At 53.2% G+C, this 17,235-nt stretch carries 15 protein-coding genes and 1 tRNA gene; 4 read left to right on the top strand and 12 right to left on the bottom strand.

What is annotated here, in order from left to right; translation table 11 throughout:
• Positions 1-81 precede the first annotated feature (81 nt).
• From NF683_RS01790 to NF683_RS01770, 5 genes are all read right to left on the bottom strand, one after another.
• Entirely contained in the window at positions 82-753 is a 672-nt protein-coding gene (locus NF683_RS01790; RefSeq protein WP_089039588.1) for an O-methyltransferase, read from the bottom strand.
• Positions 754-805: 52 nt separating this feature from the next.
• Positions 806-1,570 carry a heme ABC transporter ATP-binding protein gene (locus tag NF683_RS01785; RefSeq protein WP_253921131.1) on the bottom strand — a complete coding sequence of 255 codons (765 nt, stop codon included), beginning with the start codon at positions 1,568-1,570 and terminating at the stop codon, positions 806-808.
• Positions 1,570-2,610, bottom strand: a complete 1,041-nt coding sequence (locus tag NF683_RS01780; protein ID WP_253921130.1) for a FecCD family ABC transporter permease — start codon at positions 2,608-2,610, stop codon at positions 1,570-1,572. The genes NF683_RS01785 and NF683_RS01780 overlap by 1 nt, the downstream gene beginning before the upstream one ends.
• The gene (locus NF683_RS01775) at positions 2,607-3,470 is read right to left on the bottom strand and encodes a heme/hemin ABC transporter substrate-binding protein (protein WP_089039586.1); all 864 of its coding nucleotides are present in this window, start codon (positions 3,468-3,470) and stop codon (positions 2,607-2,609) included. Before NF683_RS01775 ends, NF683_RS01780 begins: the two co-directional genes overlap by 4 nt.
• Positions 3,471-3,633: 163 nt before the next feature.
• Complete coding sequence (locus tag NF683_RS01770) at positions 3,634-4,209, bottom strand: hypothetical protein (RefSeq protein WP_232471388.1); 576 nt, start codon at positions 4,207-4,209, stop codon at positions 3,634-3,636.
• A 142-nt stretch (positions 4,210-4,351) separates the two neighbouring features.
• Here NF683_RS01770 and NF683_RS01765 point away from each other — a divergent pair.
• From NF683_RS01765 to NF683_RS01755, 4 genes are all read left to right on the top strand, one after another.
• Positions 4,352-4,428 (top strand) — tRNA-Ile (locus NF683_RS01765).
• 209 nt (positions 4,429-4,637) lie between these two features.
• Positions 4,638-5,129: an HNH endonuclease signature motif containing protein gene (locus tag NF683_RS21400; protein ID WP_456362358.1), complete on the top strand. Its 492-nt coding sequence runs from the start codon at positions 4,638-4,640 to the stop codon at positions 5,127-5,129.
• Positions 5,065-5,523: a thermonuclease family protein gene (locus tag NF683_RS01760; RefSeq protein WP_253921129.1), complete on the top strand. Its 459-nt coding sequence runs from the start codon at positions 5,065-5,067 to the stop codon at positions 5,521-5,523. Before NF683_RS21400 ends, NF683_RS01760 begins: the two co-directional genes overlap by 65 nt.
• Positions 5,513-5,794 (top strand): hypothetical protein, encoded by a 282-nt coding sequence (locus tag NF683_RS01755; RefSeq protein ID WP_253921128.1) that lies wholly within the window; start codon positions 5,513-5,515, stop codon positions 5,792-5,794. Before NF683_RS01760 ends, NF683_RS01755 begins: the two co-directional genes overlap by 11 nt.
• Positions 5,795-5,858: 64 nt before the next feature.
• Here NF683_RS01755 and NF683_RS01750 read toward each other — a convergent pair whose 3' ends face one another.
• The 7 genes from NF683_RS01750 to NF683_RS01720 all read right to left on the bottom strand — a co-directional run bounded on the left by NF683_RS01750 (position 5,859) and on the right by NF683_RS01720 (position 17,226).
• Positions 5,859-8,153, bottom strand: a complete 2,295-nt coding sequence (locus NF683_RS01750) for a hypothetical protein (RefSeq protein WP_253921127.1) — start codon at positions 8,151-8,153, stop codon at positions 5,859-5,861.
• 2 nt (positions 8,154-8,155) lie between these two features.
• Complete coding sequence (locus NF683_RS01745; protein WP_253921126.1) at positions 8,156-8,983, bottom strand: hypothetical protein; 828 nt, start codon at positions 8,981-8,983, stop codon at positions 8,156-8,158.
• Entirely contained in the window at positions 8,980-10,344 is a 1,365-nt protein-coding gene (locus NF683_RS01740) for a hypothetical protein (RefSeq protein WP_253921125.1), read from the bottom strand. Before NF683_RS01740 ends, NF683_RS01745 begins: the two co-directional genes overlap by 4 nt.
• The gene (locus NF683_RS01735) at positions 10,341-15,851 is read right to left on the bottom strand and encodes a phage tail tape measure protein (protein ID WP_253921124.1); all 5,511 of its coding nucleotides are present in this window, start codon (positions 15,849-15,851) and stop codon (positions 10,341-10,343) included. Before NF683_RS01735 ends, NF683_RS01740 begins: the two co-directional genes overlap by 4 nt.
• Positions 15,852-15,939: 88 nt before the next feature.
• A complete protein-coding gene (locus NF683_RS01730) occupies positions 15,940-16,569 on the bottom strand; it encodes a DUF2511 domain-containing protein (protein ID WP_253921123.1) in 630 nt (209 codons plus the stop codon).
• The gene (locus tag NF683_RS01725; RefSeq protein ID WP_253921122.1) at positions 16,556-16,720 is read right to left on the bottom strand and encodes a hypothetical protein; all 165 of its coding nucleotides are present in this window, start codon (positions 16,718-16,720) and stop codon (positions 16,556-16,558) included. Before NF683_RS01725 ends, NF683_RS01730 begins: the two co-directional genes overlap by 14 nt.
• Before the next feature lie 77 nt (positions 16,721-16,797).
• Positions 16,798-17,226, bottom strand: coding sequence for a type II toxin-antitoxin system YafO family toxin (locus NF683_RS01720; RefSeq protein ID WP_253921121.1), 429 nt, complete (start codon positions 17,224-17,226; stop codon positions 16,798-16,800).
• Between the last annotated feature and the right edge of the window lie 9 nt (positions 17,227-17,235).

The following is a 17,235-nucleotide window of genomic DNA, read 5'->3' as shown; positions in this document are numbered from 1 at the left end:
ACTCGTAGATTCCTTGAATGAATATGAGTTGCTAGTGACGGTATGCGGTTGAAACCGCTTATGGTTATTGGGTGTTATTGTTTATTCGCCGTGATACTGGGATACGCTGATCTCGCCTTTTTCCAAGGACATGATTCGCGATGTAAACGCCGGATTGCTCAGAAGTGTGTGTCGAAAATCGCCTGGCTCACCTGCAAAGTGGTTCAGGTTATCGGCGACAACAAAAGCGTTAGGTTTCAGCTTTGGTCGAAGCATATCCAGCACCGGCTGGTAAAGGCTCTTGTCTCCATCCAGAAAGACAAAATCGATGGGGGTGGGAAGCTCACTTAACGTCTCCATCGCATCCCCCAAGCGAATCTCAACGCGATGATCCAGACCCGCGTCGTTTAAGTTGGTCAGGGCATGTTCCCGCTTGTTGGCATAGTACTCACTGCCGATGACAGTGCCATCGTTATCTTCCGCAGCCGCCGCCAGGTAGAGGGTAGAAATACCAAAGGAGCTGCCAAACTCAACAATAGTGCGAGCATGGCAGGCCCGGGCTAGCATATAAAGTAGCGCACCTTGGCCTGGGGAAATGGCGAGATAAGCATGCTGAAAATGGTCGGCCTCTTTAAATGAGCGCCAGCCTTTAGGGGCAGCCTGCTGTTCCGATTGCTCGCGGGCGGCTTGGCGTTTCGCCCGCTGCTCTAACGCTGCGGCATGCTCGCGTTGAAGGGTTGCGACAACGTTATCGCGATCAAGGGTAGAGCTCATGGGGCGTCTCCTGTGGCAGTGACTATGGGGCTGATGAGATTGGTCGTGGATATTAGGTGTCCGAAGGGGCAGTCACGACCACCGGGCAGCCACGTTTGGGGTGAGTGAGTACACACACATCCTGCTGATAAATGTTTTCCAGCAACTTCTGATTGAGCACATCCCAGGGCGCCCCTGTTGCTATTAGCTTGCCTGCGTCTAAAAGAGCCAACTGATCAGCATGAGCCGCCGCCAGATTAAGGTCATGCATCACCGCGACCACGCAGTGCCCCCGCGCTGCCCACTGAGCGGCTAGTTGCATTAACCGCTCTTGATGGCGTAGGTCGAGCGCAGCAGTCGGTTCATCCAGCAGTAGGATGGGGGTTTCCTGTACTTGCACACGGGCAAAGGTGATGCGTGCCTGCTCGCCGCCGGAAAGCGTCATGGCGTTGCGTTGGCGCAAAGCCAAAATCTCGACCCGCTGCATGGCGGCCTCAACACGGCTATCGTCCTCTCCGGGTGGCAAATCGCGCATGGCGCGCCCCATACGAACGACATCTTCTACGCAGTAACCAAAGCGCAGAACGCTATCTTGAGGCATCACCGCACGTTCGGCAGCTAAGTCACGAATGCTGTAACTGGTGAGTGGCTGCCCGTTCAGCCATACGTCTCCTTGGGAGGGGAGGTGGTCGCCTGCCATTACGCCTAGCAGCGTTGATTTCCCTGCGCCATTGGGGCCAATTAATGCGGTAACGCTACCTTTTGAGCAGGTCAACGACACATCATCCAGCAGCGTTTTTGAGCCGATGTTAAGCGATACATTGTGTAGTTCGAGCATTAGCGAATGCCCCCCACGCGTTGTCTCGCGACTAGCCATAGGAAGAAAGGGCCACCTAACGTCGCGGTAAGAATGCCAATCGGCATTTCATTGGGAGGGTCAAGGCTGCGCGCACCCAGATCGGCCAGCATCAATAAAAGGCCCCCACCCAAGGCGCTAAAGGGCAGCAGATGCCGGTGGCCTGGGCCAATCAGCGTTCGAACCAAATGCGGAATGACCAGCCCAACAAAACCGATAGTACCGCTAAAGGCGACTGCGGCTGCGGTCAATAGCGCGGTTAAAGCTATCAGCTGTAGACGCAAACGCTTTACATCGACTCCCGCGTGGCGTGCTTGCCTTTCGCCAAGAGCCAGCAAATCCAAAGAGGCCGACTTGCGATGTAACAAAACGCTGCTAATTAACACGAGGGGGGAAATGATCATTACCGGCACCCAGGAGGCGCGGGCCAAAGAACCCATTGACCAAAACATAAGGCTTTCCAACTGCTCCACGCTAGCGAGATAGGTGAGGTAGCCGGTGACCGCGCCGATCACTGCGTTAATCGCAATGCCGATCAGCAGCAAGCGGGCGTTGTCATTGCCTGCTTCTGAAGGTTTTGCCAGCAGATAGATAAGCCATGTGGTAAGAAAGCCGCTGGCAAAAGCGCCCACAGGGAGTGTCCAAGCGCCCAGCGTATTGATGCCGAGCACAATAACGGCGACCGCGCCAAGGGAGGCGCCAGCACTGACACCCACAATACCAGGGGCTGCCAGCGGGTTGCCGAATAAGCCCTGCATGGCTGCCCCTGCACTGGCCAGCGCCGCACCGATAAATAGCGCCATGAGCGCACGGGGCAGGCGCAGCTCCCAAAAAACGGCATGCGCAATTCGGTGCTCTTCCACACTGGCAAAGGGCGATGAGATAACGGCCCATAAGTCGTTGGTGGAGAGGGAAATTACCCCTGTCACTGTGGTCAGCATTAGGCAGAGTAGCGTTAGGCTGGCAAATATCCCGTAGATATGCGAACCGGGTGTAAAACGGAAGGGGCGTTGCATATTCATGGTGTGTGCAGCGCCTCAGCCAGAGCAAGGGTGGCAGCTCCGCTGCTGGCGGCGTCAAATTTAAGCGCGGCATGATCCATTACGATCAGGTGGTTATTCACAGCGGCAGGCGTATGGGCGAGGCCTGGAATATTTTCCCAAATGCCATCAGCGTTACCTAACTGTGCCAATTCAAGGTCTGAAACGACCACCGCGTCGGGTGCCATGGACATCACACCTTCGGCACTCAGCGTTTGGTAGCGCTCCAACCCCGCCTCGGCGCCGACATTAATACCTCCCGCCCGCTCAATCAGTGCATGGGCAGAAGTTTCCGCCCCTGCTCCGGTGACTGCCCCGGAGCTACCTGCACCGCTGCTGGAGATGTGCAGTACACGGGGTGTTTGCGTTTGTGGGATCGTCGCTGCCTGCTGATAAGCCTGTTCAATGTGGGCAATTAGCGCCTCGCCTTGAGCTTGGCGACCAATGAGTTCAGCAATACGCTGGATGCGCTCGGTAGGAGGCAGTGAGCGATCAATCATATGATGTGGAATACCTAAACGTACAACTTGGTCTAACACGGGGAGCGCTCGCCCCGGATTACCAGCCAACACCAACTGTGGGTCGACTTCTAAAATGCTCTCGATAGAAGGTGTCCGGTGGAAGCGTTCTGCCTGAGGGTAATCGCCTTCCATCGAGGGATCTTCGGGCACTAATATAAGCGCATTTCCCATGCCTAACGCGTCGATAATTTCGACGTGCCCTGGGTCCGTCACCACAATGCGCTCGATTGAGGCGTTAGCCAACGCATTTAGAGGCGTGCTGACGAGTAGTGCCATTAGGCTAAAAATGCCTAAACGATAAGAGAAGTTAAGAGGCTGCATGCGGATGTCCCTTTCTATTTATCTTACGATAATTTAAATGATAATCATAATCAATAGTAAAGGCGAATGGGTATGAATATAGTTAAATGTCGGCTGCTGAGGAAGCCGACGATAGAGCCGATATAGGCGATGACTAGTCTTGGGGGGCGGAAGGTAAGTGGCCTTAACGGTTCACCAGCAGGGCATTCAAGGTGACTGGTACATGCTCGTCAATCTCCTGATAGCCCAGCAACGACAGCACGGTTCGCACCGTGCTGTTGGCCATCAGCGCGCGGCCATCCATCGCCATCGGTTCAGCATGGGTAACACGCACCTCGTTCAGCCCTTCGCGGGTAAAGCGCAGCGGCACCGACTCTTCCTGGTTGATCAAATCGGTTTGTACCCGAAAGGTAAGCGTTTCTACCATGGATTCACCAATATCCAAGCCATCTAACCGCTCCGGTGGCATTTGCGCGACCAGTGTGACTAGCGTTGTATTGGCAAGTAAGCCCACCCACGGCGGCAAATCACCAAAGCGAGTCAGCAAATCCGTTTGGCTCAAACGCAACGGCAGGCGCAGGGTGCCATCGGCAGAGATATCACCCTGCAAATTGTTCACCTGATGGTGATGGGTTTGCGGAGCATTGCCATCTAATTGAGTAATAGACGCCTGCACCTGCGACTGACCAGGATCTAGCTGCCAATCCGCATGAACCGGCACCGCCAACAATAGCGGGATAAGAGCAATCAAAGCTTTCACAGCACGTCTCCGCATTAGGAACTCACTACCAGACCCCACGCTTTTCAATAAGTGCCCCTAAAAAATTGCTGCTATCACCACAAGATAGCACCGTAAGGGGTAGCCTCGCCCGAACACATTCGCTATTATATGCACGCTTTACGGGCCTATAGCTCAGTTGGTTAGAGCAGGGGACTCATAATCCCTTGGTCGTAGGTTCAAGTCCTACTGGGCCCACCATTTTTCAATGACTTAGATAGCACCCTATACCCTTCCTCGCTATCTGGTGTCCGTAACGGTGTCCCTTAGATCAAGGTGAACGTCTCCCTTCATTCAAATATGGAGGGTTAAGCGTGCCTAAAATTTCACCTCTCGAACTGCATGACTATTTATATTATTGCCCAGAAACTGGTATTTTTACTTGGAAAAAACGCCCTTTGTACGAAGGTATGTCTATCAGAGTAAGGAAATGTTTAGACAGCCGTTACGCCGGAAAGCGAGCAGGAACTGTAGCCAGCAGACCCCAGTATGATAATTATATCTTTAGACAAATATGCATAAGGGGGATTACGCACAAGGAGCATACTTTAGCATGGGCTATGTTTTATGGATTATGGCCAACTAAAACTATTGATCATATTAACCATAACGCTTTGGACAATAGGGTTGCCAATCTCAGAGAGGTAACCTTGAGCAAAAATAGCAGAAACCGAAGCATGGCTGCGCACAATACATCGGGGGTTACGGGCGTATCCTATGTCAAGCAGAGAGGAAAGTGGAGAGCCACTATTAAAGTTTCTGGCAAGACGCGCATTCTTGCGTATACGGATTGCTTTCAAGAGGCTGTCGCTGCCAGGAAAAAAGCGGAGCGCGAGCTTGGCTATCACCCTAACTTTGGCGTCGGCCTATGCCCCGCTCTCGTTGGGTGCGAATGCGATTAGCGAAGGTTTTGGTAGAGTCAATGTAGACGAAGTAGTGCGAATAGTTGACGGGGACACCTTCGTCGCAAATATCAACGAGTGGCCACCTGTTGTTGGTCACCGTATCCCTGTTCGCATTGCCGATATTAACGCGCCGGAACGCCGTTCCCGCTGCGATACCGAAGCCGACAAAGCCCGAGAGCGACAGCTAGCCGCAGACGCCCGCATCTATCTAGTCGAGCGCCTGCGTGGTGCCGTGACGATAGAGTTACGACGCATAGAGCGCGGCAGCTTTTACCGGATCAATGCCGAGGTGTGGGCAGATGGTGAGAATTTGGGTGCTGAGATGTTAGCAGAAGGGCATGCGCTGCCTTATGTGACTGGTCAGTCAGGGCGGGCATGGTGTGGATTATAAAGCCACTCTTTGGCGTAAAGCGCTCGAGCGCCGAGGCTGGAAGCGCCTGGGTAAATACCGCTTGCCGAATGACTTGATCGATTTCCATATCATCCACAAAGGCAGGCTGTACTCCGGTCGGTGCATCGGCGCGCACCCTATAGGCGACACGACCCAGCCGGGCAGCATCGCCTACGTGATTACGCGCCGAGATTTGATGACCGAAGGCGTCTGGCGTTTATCGAGAGGCGGACAGATCGGAATGAACGTCCGCGATTTGCCGTATAGCTGAGCCAATATTCAGGCACAAAAAAACCGCTCAAGGCGGCAGGCTTTCGCTATATCAGACCAGAGGCTTAAATAGACCACCAGTCCTCATTATCAACTGCATATGCTGCAAATATTTCTCCTCCATTTCTGTAAGTGAACATCGAGTCAATATCAGCCATTGAGCTAGGCATAGACCAGCCGTATCCTCCTCGCCAACTGTACTCATCCCCAGCGCTAAGAGGGGTGTCGTCGAAACCAGCAACGTTGTTGTAGATTTTCCAGTTTGTGCCCGAACCAAACCGTACGTAAGTGCTAGGGTTTAGCGTGCCAGCTCCAGCTCCAAACTCGCGATCCATCCAGACAACAAACTGGCCTGCGCTGGGCTCTAGAAAAACAGTTGCCCATGCATTTGGGTAAGATGAGGCAGTTCCTGCCCCGACCCGATTGGCGTCAAAGTTAGCGCGGCCCTGCTGCCCCCCATATATCATATACGTGCCAACATTTTCATACGCGCTAGTTGTTGCCTGCAGGCCGTTATCGTTACCTAGAATAACGTCCTCGTAAAACTGACGCTTTGCCGTAACACTGACCCCGCCGACGCTGAATACTAATTTGTAAGACTCCCTCATTACATAGCGTTCTGTAGTAATCGTGTTGTACGCCATCACCTCATTTACAACAGTTACAATGATCGCATTAGCATAACCGGAACCATCACTAGTCAGCAGGTAGTTGTCCGGCGAAATTGAATAGTGCACGCTTCGTGCTGTTTGACTTCCGCCTGCGCTGCCTGAGGACCCATGGTTGCCGCCCGTATAGATCTTGCTGCCGCCATCGCCATTATTAACGGCTTGCACCTGTATGGGTGGTAACCAGTCTGTTGATGAGTCAACAAGGTTCAACCAGTTCAAGGCGTCCGGCGAAACATCAACCGTTTTGAAGTTGGGTAGGTCGTTAAACCCATTTGGGCCAAATGTGATCCTGTAGTAATGACCGTTTGAAAAATACGATACAGTTAGATCATCTCCTGCCTTGCTCCATGTCACATTCGAGTTGCTAAGCGTTGGAAAAACAATATCGTTTTTATACGCATAGCGGTTAGGGTCTATCACCCAACTCCAACCATCTCGCGTATCATCGTTTGATGTTATTGAGACGCCATCAGGTGGGAGTTGGTCAGCATCAACCGTGATTTTTATTTCAATGCCAGGGCGTAGTGCAGGAACGATGCTTATCGTTTGTATGCCACCATTTCTATCAATGACCTCATCCGGTTTATCCCGATTTTCGATTCGAATACCATCACCGGTATCGGCATCAAGGTCTGCGGCATCTCGCTCGCGGATCACCCACCCGTAACCTGCAGACCCAATTACAGCGCCGTTCTGGTAATAGCTGATTTGGTATAGCTTCCCACGCTCTGCACCCACAACATAGGCATCAAGGATCAATTTCGACCAATCGCTATTTTCATCTGAAACGACGCCGCCGACATTGCGCTTCGCAAGCGGGTAGGGTTTTCCGCGATTAACTGTGAGCGAGTCATAAGCAACGGCGTCATTAGATACATAGCACGACGTGTCAATAATCCATGAACCTGATGGATTTCCAGGCTCTCTTGAGTCTATAAACTGCCCGGCAGGATAAACTTTATCAGTATCGATAGTTAGATAAATCTCAATAGGCTCTAGCGTTTTATCGGGGCGAATAACAACTGTTTGGACGCCTGACCCCCTGACAAAATCAATAGGGGAGTCAGTGTAGTGGTGTATTATTTCCGGCTCAGAGTTCGTAGAGTAAGTAGCTATTGGCAGCCTTTGAATCATTACGCCTTTATCTTGAGTTCCGCCCGCAGATACATCGTTTTGAAAGTAACCTATTCTAAAATAGTATCCTTCGATACTCTTTGAGGGGCCGTACACTTTTGCATCTATCAGGAACTCATTATAGTTTCTGCTGCCCGCTTCCGATAAAACGCCATCCCTGATAATCGCCTTCAGTGGATAGTTTTTACCGCTGTTAATGCTAATAGCATCATTTAATGCAATTGATTCAACGAATTCTGCACTGGGGTCGTCGGCCACCTTGCGGCTTTCGCTTGCAGAGATTCGCTGATAAAGCGTTTTTGAAATATTGGGGTCTGGATTTTCGGCATAGAAATAACCGCCATCCTCAGCCGCCGCCAACCCTTCGGCAACTGTCGGAAAAATCTTGCCGCCCGCCGTCAGTAATGCCTCGGCGCTTTCCTCAACATAATTGACTAGCTGAGTGCTGAATGTTTGCAAGGCCTCATTTTGAGCATTCTGTTTTTCAATCGCCTCTACGGTGTCACCCTCGGCAAAATTCATTGATTCCCAGTCGGGTATATTTGGTGGCTGCATTGTTACACCTCTATAAAGACGAGTTGGTTTTTCCAGTTATTGAAAAAGTTATGGCGATGGGAATAGTTGTTTTCGCGCCGTGCTAAAAACTCATGCTCAGCTTCATCTATCCCGCCTTTAGCTGGGTAAAGGCTGATAAATACATCTGAGGTTTTTCCGCTTTTTAGCGCTTTTAGCGTTAACTTCGAACGATCAGAAGAGTCCAGGAAGTTCAGATCAATGGTTAGGCGGCGGCTTAAACTTCCCCCTACAGTGTTTAGCGAACCGCCTTCAGTTTTTCGGTGCTCAGATGTGTCCACCCAGTCAAGAACTGGCTCATAAGCAGCGTTAAACTTGGGTGAGAAATAGTCGCCAACCGCAATGCGTTGTACTTGTATAAAGCCATCAGGATTTGCTGGGTCATCAATCGTTATTCGGTAGCTGTCAACAAAAAAGCTTGGCGACCATGCTGAAAGCTGAACATTAGGTAGGCTATTAACCTGACTCCCTCCCCATGGGTCGATTCCCGCCACCCATTCGCCTAGGGGGATTAACTCCGCTGCTATCAGTTCGCCCGAGTTATAAACAACATCGCCGCGCCGCAAATATTCAAACCGCACTTTTGCCAAGTTGGTTAGGTTGTGCTGATAAATAACCGCACCGTTAATTGATAACGGTCCGTCGAGGCTCCCCGTTATTACCTGCTGAGCAGTATCTAGCGAACGCCAGACATAACTACGGCCAGAGCGCTGTGTGTTTTCAATCGGGAGTAGCGGGGAGGCTTCGGATGTTGCGGTGAGGGTTGCGGCGTCATGCACATTGTCAAAAATAATGCGCAGGTTTTCATTCATAGCCAAAGCTCCAGGTTGGTTGTGCCTCGCGTAGGGGATCGGTTGACGTTCGTCACGCGACCGATGCGGCCTGCTAGCCGGGGGTGGTCGACGGCAATGGCCATGCCCGCTTGCACTGGGGGCGTAAATGCTTCAATGCTCCACACGTCACGCCGTACGCCACGTAGCGCTAACAGCCGGTCACGTTCAGTGTTTGCGTCCGCTTCGTTCTGAATCACGCTGTTACGCTCGGCGCGTTCGGCTTGTTCTGCTAGCGGGTAATAACTGACGCTCTGCGATGCGCGGCTTTCCCGCCATTCGTTACGCAGGCGCGCAGCTTCGCTGGGGTTGTTTTGTTCAACATCCCCAGAAACAGTGCTTAGCGTGGAATAGTTGCGGCGGTAACGCAGTGTCAGCGCTCGCCAGGGCGGCTGCGTATCAATCAATCGAATCTTGTCTTCTTCGATCTCATCGACAACCAGCCCCAGGTCGGGAGTGAGCGCCTCTTTGTGCTGCTGAATAACTAGCTCGCCAAGCGCGTTGCGATACCAGTACGCACCCAGCCCCTCGCAAAGCTCATCCAGTATCTGCCTGCCGGTAACGTCACTGTTGTAATACAGCCCGACTGTGTAACTCGGCAGATCCACATCGCCTAGCGGCACGCCGTAGTAGTCTGCGACCCACTGGCACACTGCTAGCGGCGTGTTGTGCTGCTCTTCAATGTCTACTGTTAGCGTTCCGACGAGTGACGCCGACAGCTCAAACGAGCCGTTAGCCAGATCAACGGTGCTTATCACTGTGTCGTCACCGTTATCTTTCGGCGTTAACGCAGTAACAGCCAGGTAAGAGGCTTTAAACGCATAAGGCGCAGTGCTTAGCAGGTACGCGGGGGCGTTGTACACGCTGCCCAATGCCAACGGTACAGGTCCGCTCGCATCGGGCAGCTCGCCCGTATCAATCTGCTGGTCGAAAATGCTGCTCTCGTCCTCCATGTCGAACATGATCACGCCGCGCCGGGACTCCTTAAGCCCGGCGTTTCGACCTCTGGCCAGCACGCGAAAATCGTCAAGCGGCCAATCCGGGGCGCCCAGGCGCAAGATGATTGGATGCCCATGCCAAGCACGGTCTACCCAGTCGGTAATCTCGCCGTTGTCGAACAACTCCAGGCGACCGAAACCCGCCACTCCGTCAATGCGCGTCGATATATCAACCGCTTTGCTGAGTATGTCGATGTAGGGGCGATTAGGGTTTGCATCAGTCGGACGTGAGATAAAGCCGCCGGTGGCCACGTACTCAATGCCTCCGGCGTGGTGCAGCTCTGCAAGCAAAATGCGATTGGCTGACAGGTTTGCCAGCCAGTTTTCATACTGCGCGTCTGTCATGGGTAGCGCCCCTTAACGCGACTGTTGCGCGCTACGTCTCTCAGCTCGTCCGTCTGCTCAGAAAGTTGCCGCTCAGCGCGCACTGCCGCTGTGGCCACCGCATCTGCAGTGTTGGCGGTGTTAGTTTTAACGTCGTTCAATGCTCGGTTAAGTTCTTCACGCAGCTTCTTAACTTCATTAAGTAAGTCGCGATTAATTTGAGCTTGGTCGCTTTGATTAAGCAGCGGGAATGAGGATAGGGCAGGAAGCGGGGCAGAGTAGTCTCTGATGCCGAGGCCATCACTGCCCATGTGCAAAGGCACAATCGCCTCAGGGCCAGCTTCGCCCATCACCCCCATGTCAAACATCGTGGGGCTGCTGACGATGCCGTTTGTGAACACGCCGCCTTTTGCAAAAAACTTCCAGCTTGAGTCGATGTCGCTGAGCCGCACGTCATCACCCGGCATATTCGCGCCCAGCGCTGCCAGCTCAACTAACGATTGGCCGGTTTTTCGAACAGCGCCGTCGTAGCTTTTCCAGTTATCAAGGATGTTTCCAATGCTTAAAAACTGCTGTGCGCTCGGCTCGTTAGCAAAGAACTGATCAATCCATTGCTGAGCCGCCGACGGTGTAGCAGGCCCGCCACCTGATGATGACCCAGACCCGCCGGACGATGAGCCGCTGCCGCCTCCTGATGACGAGCCACTAGTCGACGGCTTGCTGTAGTCAAGCTCTCCACCGCCTGCGCCGCTAAATGCAGATGCGCCCATCTCCGCCCATTTCGTACCCCAGTTGTAGGCCATGTCGATCAAGCCGCTAGGGTTGTGATGCCGACCGATAGAGACTTTCATGCCCTCGGTATTAGGGTCAGCGAGGTCCTTCGTGCTGGCGTTGACGGCCTCTAACTTGCTGATCGTGCCGTCGCCGTTCGCATCAATTGCGTTAAAGATGGTTCTTAGCCCATCTTCAGACGCCAGTCCTTGGAACGCTTTGTAAAACTCTGCCCAGTCGATAAGTCCGCTTGCATCCAGATCGATGCCTGCAAAGCCCGACGCGAGCGATGCCGTGATTGCTCCCGACAGGCCGCCAATGCTGTCAAACTGGGCAGATTCAAGCGTGACAGTCTGGCCGTCGATGATGCCCTTGAACTCCTCGGCAAGGAATTGCTCTGGCGTTAGCTGATCGGGCAGTTTTTCGAGCATTCCCGTCACACGATCAATCGTGCTGACCGTCTGCTCGCCGCTTGCTGACCAGCCCTTTTGGGCTTCGATAAAGCGATCCGCATACTGCGTGATACTGCCCAGCGCTGCTTGATCGCCGCTCAGGGCTTTGGCGTACTGCTCATCGAATGCCGCTGATGCCGCCGCTAGCTGATCGCCTGGGGTGCCAAGGCCTGCATCTGTGCCGCGCAGGTTATCGATCCAGTTGTCGATGCTGACGCCAAGGCTAGCAAGTTGCTGCTGGGCGCGCTGCCATGCGTTGGCTTCCTGCTCGATAGCTCGGATGCGCTCTTGCTGGGCACGCTCTGCCTCCCGTTGAGCCTCCTGCTCATCTTCAAGCGCCCAGATGCGCTGCTGTAGACCTCGGTTGCTTGAGTCGAGCGCATCAAGGTCACGGCGACGTAGCTCAGCGGTATTGCCCTGCAGCGTCAGCAGTTGACGTTCTAGCTGCTCGCGTTCGCGCAATGCGTCGGCTGTGCCACTAGCAGCATCGCCAGCCGCTTCGACAGCGGGCGTTAGCTCCGAGAATGAGGCGGAAAGCTGGAGTAGCTGAGCGTATGCCTGACGCCCTGATTCGGTGCTTAAATCCTGAGCCTCTACAAGCTGACGGAAACCTTCGCGAGTTTCGGGCAGTTGCAGCCCCATACTACCCAGAGCACTCGTTAGATCAGCGGTTAGATGCGCGGCGCGCTCTGCTTCGCTAAAGAAGTTTTGGTAGTACGACTGCTGCAGTGCGCTGAGATTTTCAACGCCGCCAGCCAGCTGAGCAACGTCTTGAGCCGCCTCGTATGCATAGCCGCCCGCGATGTTGAACTGCAGGCCTAGACGCTCCGAAGCGCTGGTGAGAAGGGCATGCGCCTGCTGCGTGGTCTGTGCCTGGGCAATGATCTCTTCGGTGCTGCCGCTCAAGGTGCGAGCGAATGCGCCGAAGTCACCCGACATCGCGCCGAAAGCGGCTTTTGTGCGATTGCCTAGCTGCTCAGTAATGCCCGCAGCATCCGACGATTTGAGCCGCATTTGCTGGATGGCGTACGTCATGTGCTCTACGTCATCGGGCGCTAACGCGGCAAGCATGTCATCAGTGGCGGCGATGGTTTCTAAAAACTGGCGGGCGTTATCGAAGCTGCCGAACGTCTCTTCGAGCCTATTGGTATTGCCGCCATGAAACCCAACGTTGCCAAACGCCCCGGTAGCACTAACACCGTGCTGGACGTCCTCAAAGATGGTGTTGGGATCTTGGTGGGTGGTCATCAAATCAAACGACGGCCCACGCGATTTGCTGCCAAACAAGCCGCCAATGACCTTAGTGATGCCGCCACCTAGCAGTGAGTCGATAGCGAGGCCGCCCGCTATCCACGGCATAGCCGTGCTAATACCGGATGCGATGCTGCTGGCTAGGCCGCCACTAGCCACCGAGCCAACAGTTGCACCCGTTGCAGCGCTACCGTAAAGCGTGCCTGCGCCGTAAGTTGCGGCGCTTCCGTAGAGTCCACCGGTTGCCGCAGCAGATCCACCGAGACCAAGCAGAGACGAACCAGAGCTATACAGGTTCTTTGCTGCACCGATGGTGTTGCTAAAGCCACCGCCCGACTGAGCGCCACCCATTCCCAGCATTCCTTTAAGGTCTGTGGCGAAGGCGACTGTTAGGGGGCGCGTAATCAGTGCGTGGGATATCTCAGCAAGGCTATCTAGGATGGTGTCTTTGACTTGATCCATGCCTGTCTTGGCGCCACTGAATATGCCTCGCCAGAAGTCAACGCCCAGATCATCTGCACGCTCATACATGTTTTCCCAGGCTGCATTAAGAGCTGCAGCAGTTTCGTTGCCTTCAAGAGCCAGCTCGGCCATTTCCTCACGTATGTTGGCAACCATGCGGGCATATTGCGCACCGTTAGCTGGGTCGTTCATCCATGCTTGGTTGATGGCTGCTAGGTCAGTGATTAGCTGCTGGGCTTTTATATGAGCCCGGTCGTAGGTATCGGCGAGCGACTTCATGCGCTTAGCTGCATCGTCGCTGCCTTTAGTGGCCTCGGCGTAACGCTCAGTCAAAAGGCCAACTAAGCGGTTGTACTCGGTCATTCCCTCAATAGTGGTGGTATCAATCGCTTCATTAAGCAGCTCGATACCTTCCCAGAAGTCCATTAGCGAGGAGTAGGAGGGGTCTAGTTGGCGTTTTAGGGACTCGAAGTTGTCGGCTAGGGTCTTGGCGGCTTTGGCGGCTTCTTCGCTGGCAGGGTCTGCTAGCGACTGATTTAGTTGATCTAACTGCTCCTGCAAAAGCTGCGCCTGGGTTTTCCCTTCGCTAAATCCCTCTGCTACTAAACCGAAGCCATTGCGCGACATCCTGGCTACAAACGCAGCGTCAGAGATGCGGTCACCCAGGGCGGTGAAGTCATCAGCTAAGAATTGAGCCTGCCCACTTAGCGAATCGAAAGCCTCGCCCAGGTAATCACGGCCCATGTTTTCGCGGAATGCGACGCCAATTTCATCGGCAGCTCCCGCCATGGTGCTAACAAAGCCGCTTTTCAGATTCTCTACAGCGGAATTAAAAGCACTGAATGTTAGATCACCACTAAAGACAGCCTGAATTGATTCCCAAAATCCGCCAGCTACATCGAGGATGTTATCGAAAGCATCGCTGAACAGCTCCTGCATAGTGCGGGTAACTATGCCAACAACGTCTCCAATGGTGCCGAAGTAGCCGATCATTGAGTTGATGGTGGTTTGTGTAATGGTGCCAATGCTGGTCATTAGCGCCTCGAACGTGACGCTAAACCAATTAACCACCTTGCCGACAGGCTCGGCCATCCATTCAAAGGAAGATACTGCCGAGTCAACGGCTCCGCTCCAGTTTTCAGCAAACACTTCTGCGCTTGCTGACCACGCACCCTGCAGCCAGTCAGATACGCTTGCTGTTGTATCGCCAAACTCGATAGTGCGATTTCTTGCGGTGTAGAGCGCCCCAGATAGCGCGGCGATAGCGCTTGCTGCCAGCACAATAGGGTTCACGCGCATTATGCGCACAAAGGCTGTTTGAGCTGCGTGGGCCGCCCAGGTGGCAGCAGTTAAGCCTACGTAAGCAGAAGTAAGTCCGCCCACTGCGCCTGCGGTCAGCGATATAGCCGTAGCGGTAGTGTTTAGGTTTTTGGCCTGCTCATCAGTCAGGTCATTAGCCTGCTGGAACTGGGGCAACATTCCGTTATAGACGCTGATCACGCCCGTGGCGGTGTTAACGACTTCTTGAAGAGCGGCGCTCATGCCGCTATCACGGCCTAGCTGGAGGGTTGATTCTCCAATAGCGCTATTGAGCGACCGGAAAGAGCCTTCAAGCCCAGAACCAAGGATAAGTGCAGCTCTAGCGGCGGTTCCTTCGGCCAGCTCTAGCTCGCCCGTAAACTCATTAACACGGACTGCGCCGTAAGCCAGTATATTTGCTGCCGCCCCAGCTTCAGACCCAAAGATCTGGAATGACTCAGTTGTACCAATATTGGCCTTTTGAAGCTTATCAAGGACGTCTAGAAGGCCGTTTTGCTCGATATTCACATCGGCAGTAGTAAGGCCATATTGCTGAAGCGCTGCGGCAGCCTGGGGAGTTACGTTTGATAGCTGACGAATAACGCCTACCAGACCTGTGCCAGCCCGAGATGATTGCAAGCCAGCATCAGATAAGACGCCGATTGCTGCCGCCGTTTCCTCGATTGATACGCCTGCGGTTGCAGCAAGAGGGGCAGCGTAAGACAGCGCCTCTCCAAGCTGAATTATGCTTGTATTAGAGCCATTAGCGGTTGCAGCCAAAACGTCATTTACACGGCTTAGTTCGGATACCTCTAATTTCATTGCACCCAATACATTGGATGCGAGATCCGCCGCTCGCGCCAAATCCATGTTTCCAGCTGTAGCTAGCTGGAGGATGCCGGGAGTGGCAGAAAGCACCTGGTTTACATTCATGCCTGCCATAGCGAGAAAGTTTTGAGCATCAGCAGCCTGCTTTGCTGAGAACGCGCTTGTTGCGCCAAGCGAGCGTGCCTGTGCTTCCATTTCAGCAAGCTGAGTAGTGGTGGCGCCGGATACGACTTGAAGCTGCAAAAGACTCTGCTCAAAAGAGGCTGTTTCAGTTATAACTTTGCCAACACTAAAGCCACCTGCAGCTGCAGCGGCAGCGCCTAGTGCAATTTTAAGCACGCCCATACCTTTGGCTAAGCGGTCACCAGAACCCTGGGCGCGATCTAGCTGATCCTCAAATGCCCTTAGTCGTTGCTCGCCAGAGCGACTATCAACGATCAATTCAAGGCGCGACTGAAAGCTCATGGCAAACTCCGGGCACAAAAAAGCCCCGGCGGATGCCAGGGCTTAGGAAGAAGAAAGCCCGCCGAGGCGGGCTGTGGTTATTTGGTGTTCAGTTGCAGAGCTTTAGAGCTCTTTGGATCACTGGGCCAAGGCTTACCTTGGTACCAGGGATTGCGGGATTATCTCGCCAAATAGGATCAATTGGCGCATGCCCCATTGTCTTAGCCACTCCATTTAACTGATAAACCGTTCCTTCAGAAACGAACACTGCAGCAGGGCCACGCCAGCATTCTAGGCGCCCGCTATCCACTGTAAACGGCCATTCTTCGCCGTATTCATCACGAGTAATCTCGCCTGTGTCTTTGCTAACTGATTGGCTTGCCATATCTGTTCCAAGCTCCGAAGCAGTTCCTATAATCCTGATACTTAGATTAGGAGTGTAGTTAGTCGTGGCCCAGTAACCATAATCACTGTCGCCTTCTATGCGATAGCCGATAAGAGTGTTGGTTGCCCCATCTTTCACGAGGTATTCGGCAATATCCTCTAGTTCTGCCTCGCTAACTGGCTGAGCTAGCAACACTTCAACGCGCCGCCGATACTGATCGGAATCGTCCTTAGTGACCGAAAACTCAATATCCGGCCTTGGCTTGACGTCTTCGCTAGAGGTTGTTTCTCCCGTGATATAGAGAAAGGCTAAGGCTAAGGCGGCGATTGCCGCAATGGGTTTAAGTAAGCCCATTGGCAAACTCAGCCGATTGAACTTTCTCCAAGGCCGCTTTAAAAGCAGTAGCTCCAATAGCAGCCTTTTTTTCACTCATTGGCTCAAGCGCTTCTAGCCTTTGCTCGCCGCCTTCACTAGTGATGATCTTTAAACGTGATTGGTAAGCCATGCGGCACCCTCCCTTAGTTTTCCTAATCGTAGCGCGGATTGGGGACAAGGGGTAGGGGAGAAGGATGTGAGCTCGGCTCACCAGTCGTCATGGAATTTATTGGCATTCCTGGCCAAGCGCTTCATAGTGCGCTCGCATCGAGCCTTTTTATGGGCTTCTGGGTGAAAAAAATCCAGAAACAATATTCTTCCAGGAGTGATAGCATGCTCACAGTAGACTAAGCAAGTATCCTTATCTGCAACCCTGGGGTTTGTTCTATCAATCAATGAATTTGATCGAAAGACCCTTGGCGGCAAAGCGATATGCATGTGACTTACTGCTTCTGCCTCCGCTTCTTGAGGCCAGTTGTATATCGAGTCGCGACCAAAGTAGTCAGGATATTCCATTCTGTCAGATTCTATGAAACGGATGAAATCAAGTCTGAGCTGCTTTTCAAATCCTGGGAATGAATCAGCTATGACAACAAAGGCAGTTTCAAAATCTGGATGTATTTCAACAGAAGCCATCAACAGCCC

The organism is Halomonas sp. MS1 (genome assembly GCF_024182575.1).
Lineage (GTDB): Bacteria > Pseudomonadota > Gammaproteobacteria > Pseudomonadales > Halomonadaceae > Vreelandella.
This window is presented reverse-complemented; position numbering and strand designations above follow the sequence as displayed.

What these genes read in the sequence shown, in the direction of transcription:
- NF683_RS01790 (WP_089039588.1), bottom strand. Translation starts at nt 753, where the DNA reads ATGAGCTCTACCCTTGATCGCGATAACGTTGTCGCAACCCTTCAACGC.
- NF683_RS01785 (WP_253921131.1), bottom strand. Translation starts at nt 1,570, where the DNA reads ATGCTCGAACTACACAATGTATCGCTTAACATCGGCTCAAAAACGCTG.
- NF683_RS01780 (WP_253921130.1), bottom strand. Translation starts at nt 2,610, where the DNA reads ATGAATATGCAACGCCCCTTCCGTTTTACACCCGGTTCGCATATCTAC.
- NF683_RS01775 (WP_089039586.1), bottom strand. Translation starts at nt 3,470, where the DNA reads ATGCAGCCTCTTAACTTCTCTTATCGTTTAGGCATTTTTAGCCTAATG.
- NF683_RS21400 (WP_456362358.1), top strand. Translation starts at nt 4,638, where the DNA reads ATGTCTATCAGAGTAAGGAAATGTTTAGACAGCCGTTACGCCGGAAAG.
- NF683_RS01750 (WP_253921127.1), bottom strand. Translation starts at nt 8,153, where the DNA reads ATGCAGCCACCAAATATACCCGACTGGGAATCAATGAATTTTGCCGAG.
- NF683_RS01745 (WP_253921126.1), bottom strand. Translation starts at nt 8,983, where the DNA reads ATGAATGAAAACCTGCGCATTATTTTTGACAATGTGCATGACGCCGCA.
- NF683_RS01740 (WP_253921125.1), bottom strand. Translation starts at nt 10,344, where the DNA reads ATGACAGACGCGCAGTATGAAAACTGGCTGGCAAACCTGTCAGCCAAT.
- NF683_RS01735 (WP_253921124.1), bottom strand. Translation starts at nt 15,851, where the DNA reads ATGAGCTTTCAGTCGCGCCTTGAATTGATCGTTGATAGTCGCTCTGGC.
- NF683_RS01730 (WP_253921123.1), bottom strand. Translation starts at nt 16,569, where the DNA reads ATGGGCTTACTTAAACCCATTGCGGCAATCGCCGCCTTAGCCTTAGCC.
- NF683_RS01725 (WP_253921122.1), bottom strand. Translation starts at nt 16,720, where the DNA reads ATGGCTTACCAATCACGTTTAAAGATCATCACTAGTGAAGGCGGCGAG.
- NF683_RS01720 (WP_253921121.1), bottom strand. Translation starts at nt 17,226, where the DNA reads ATGGCTTCTGTTGAAATACATCCAGATTTTGAAACTGCCTTTGTTGTC.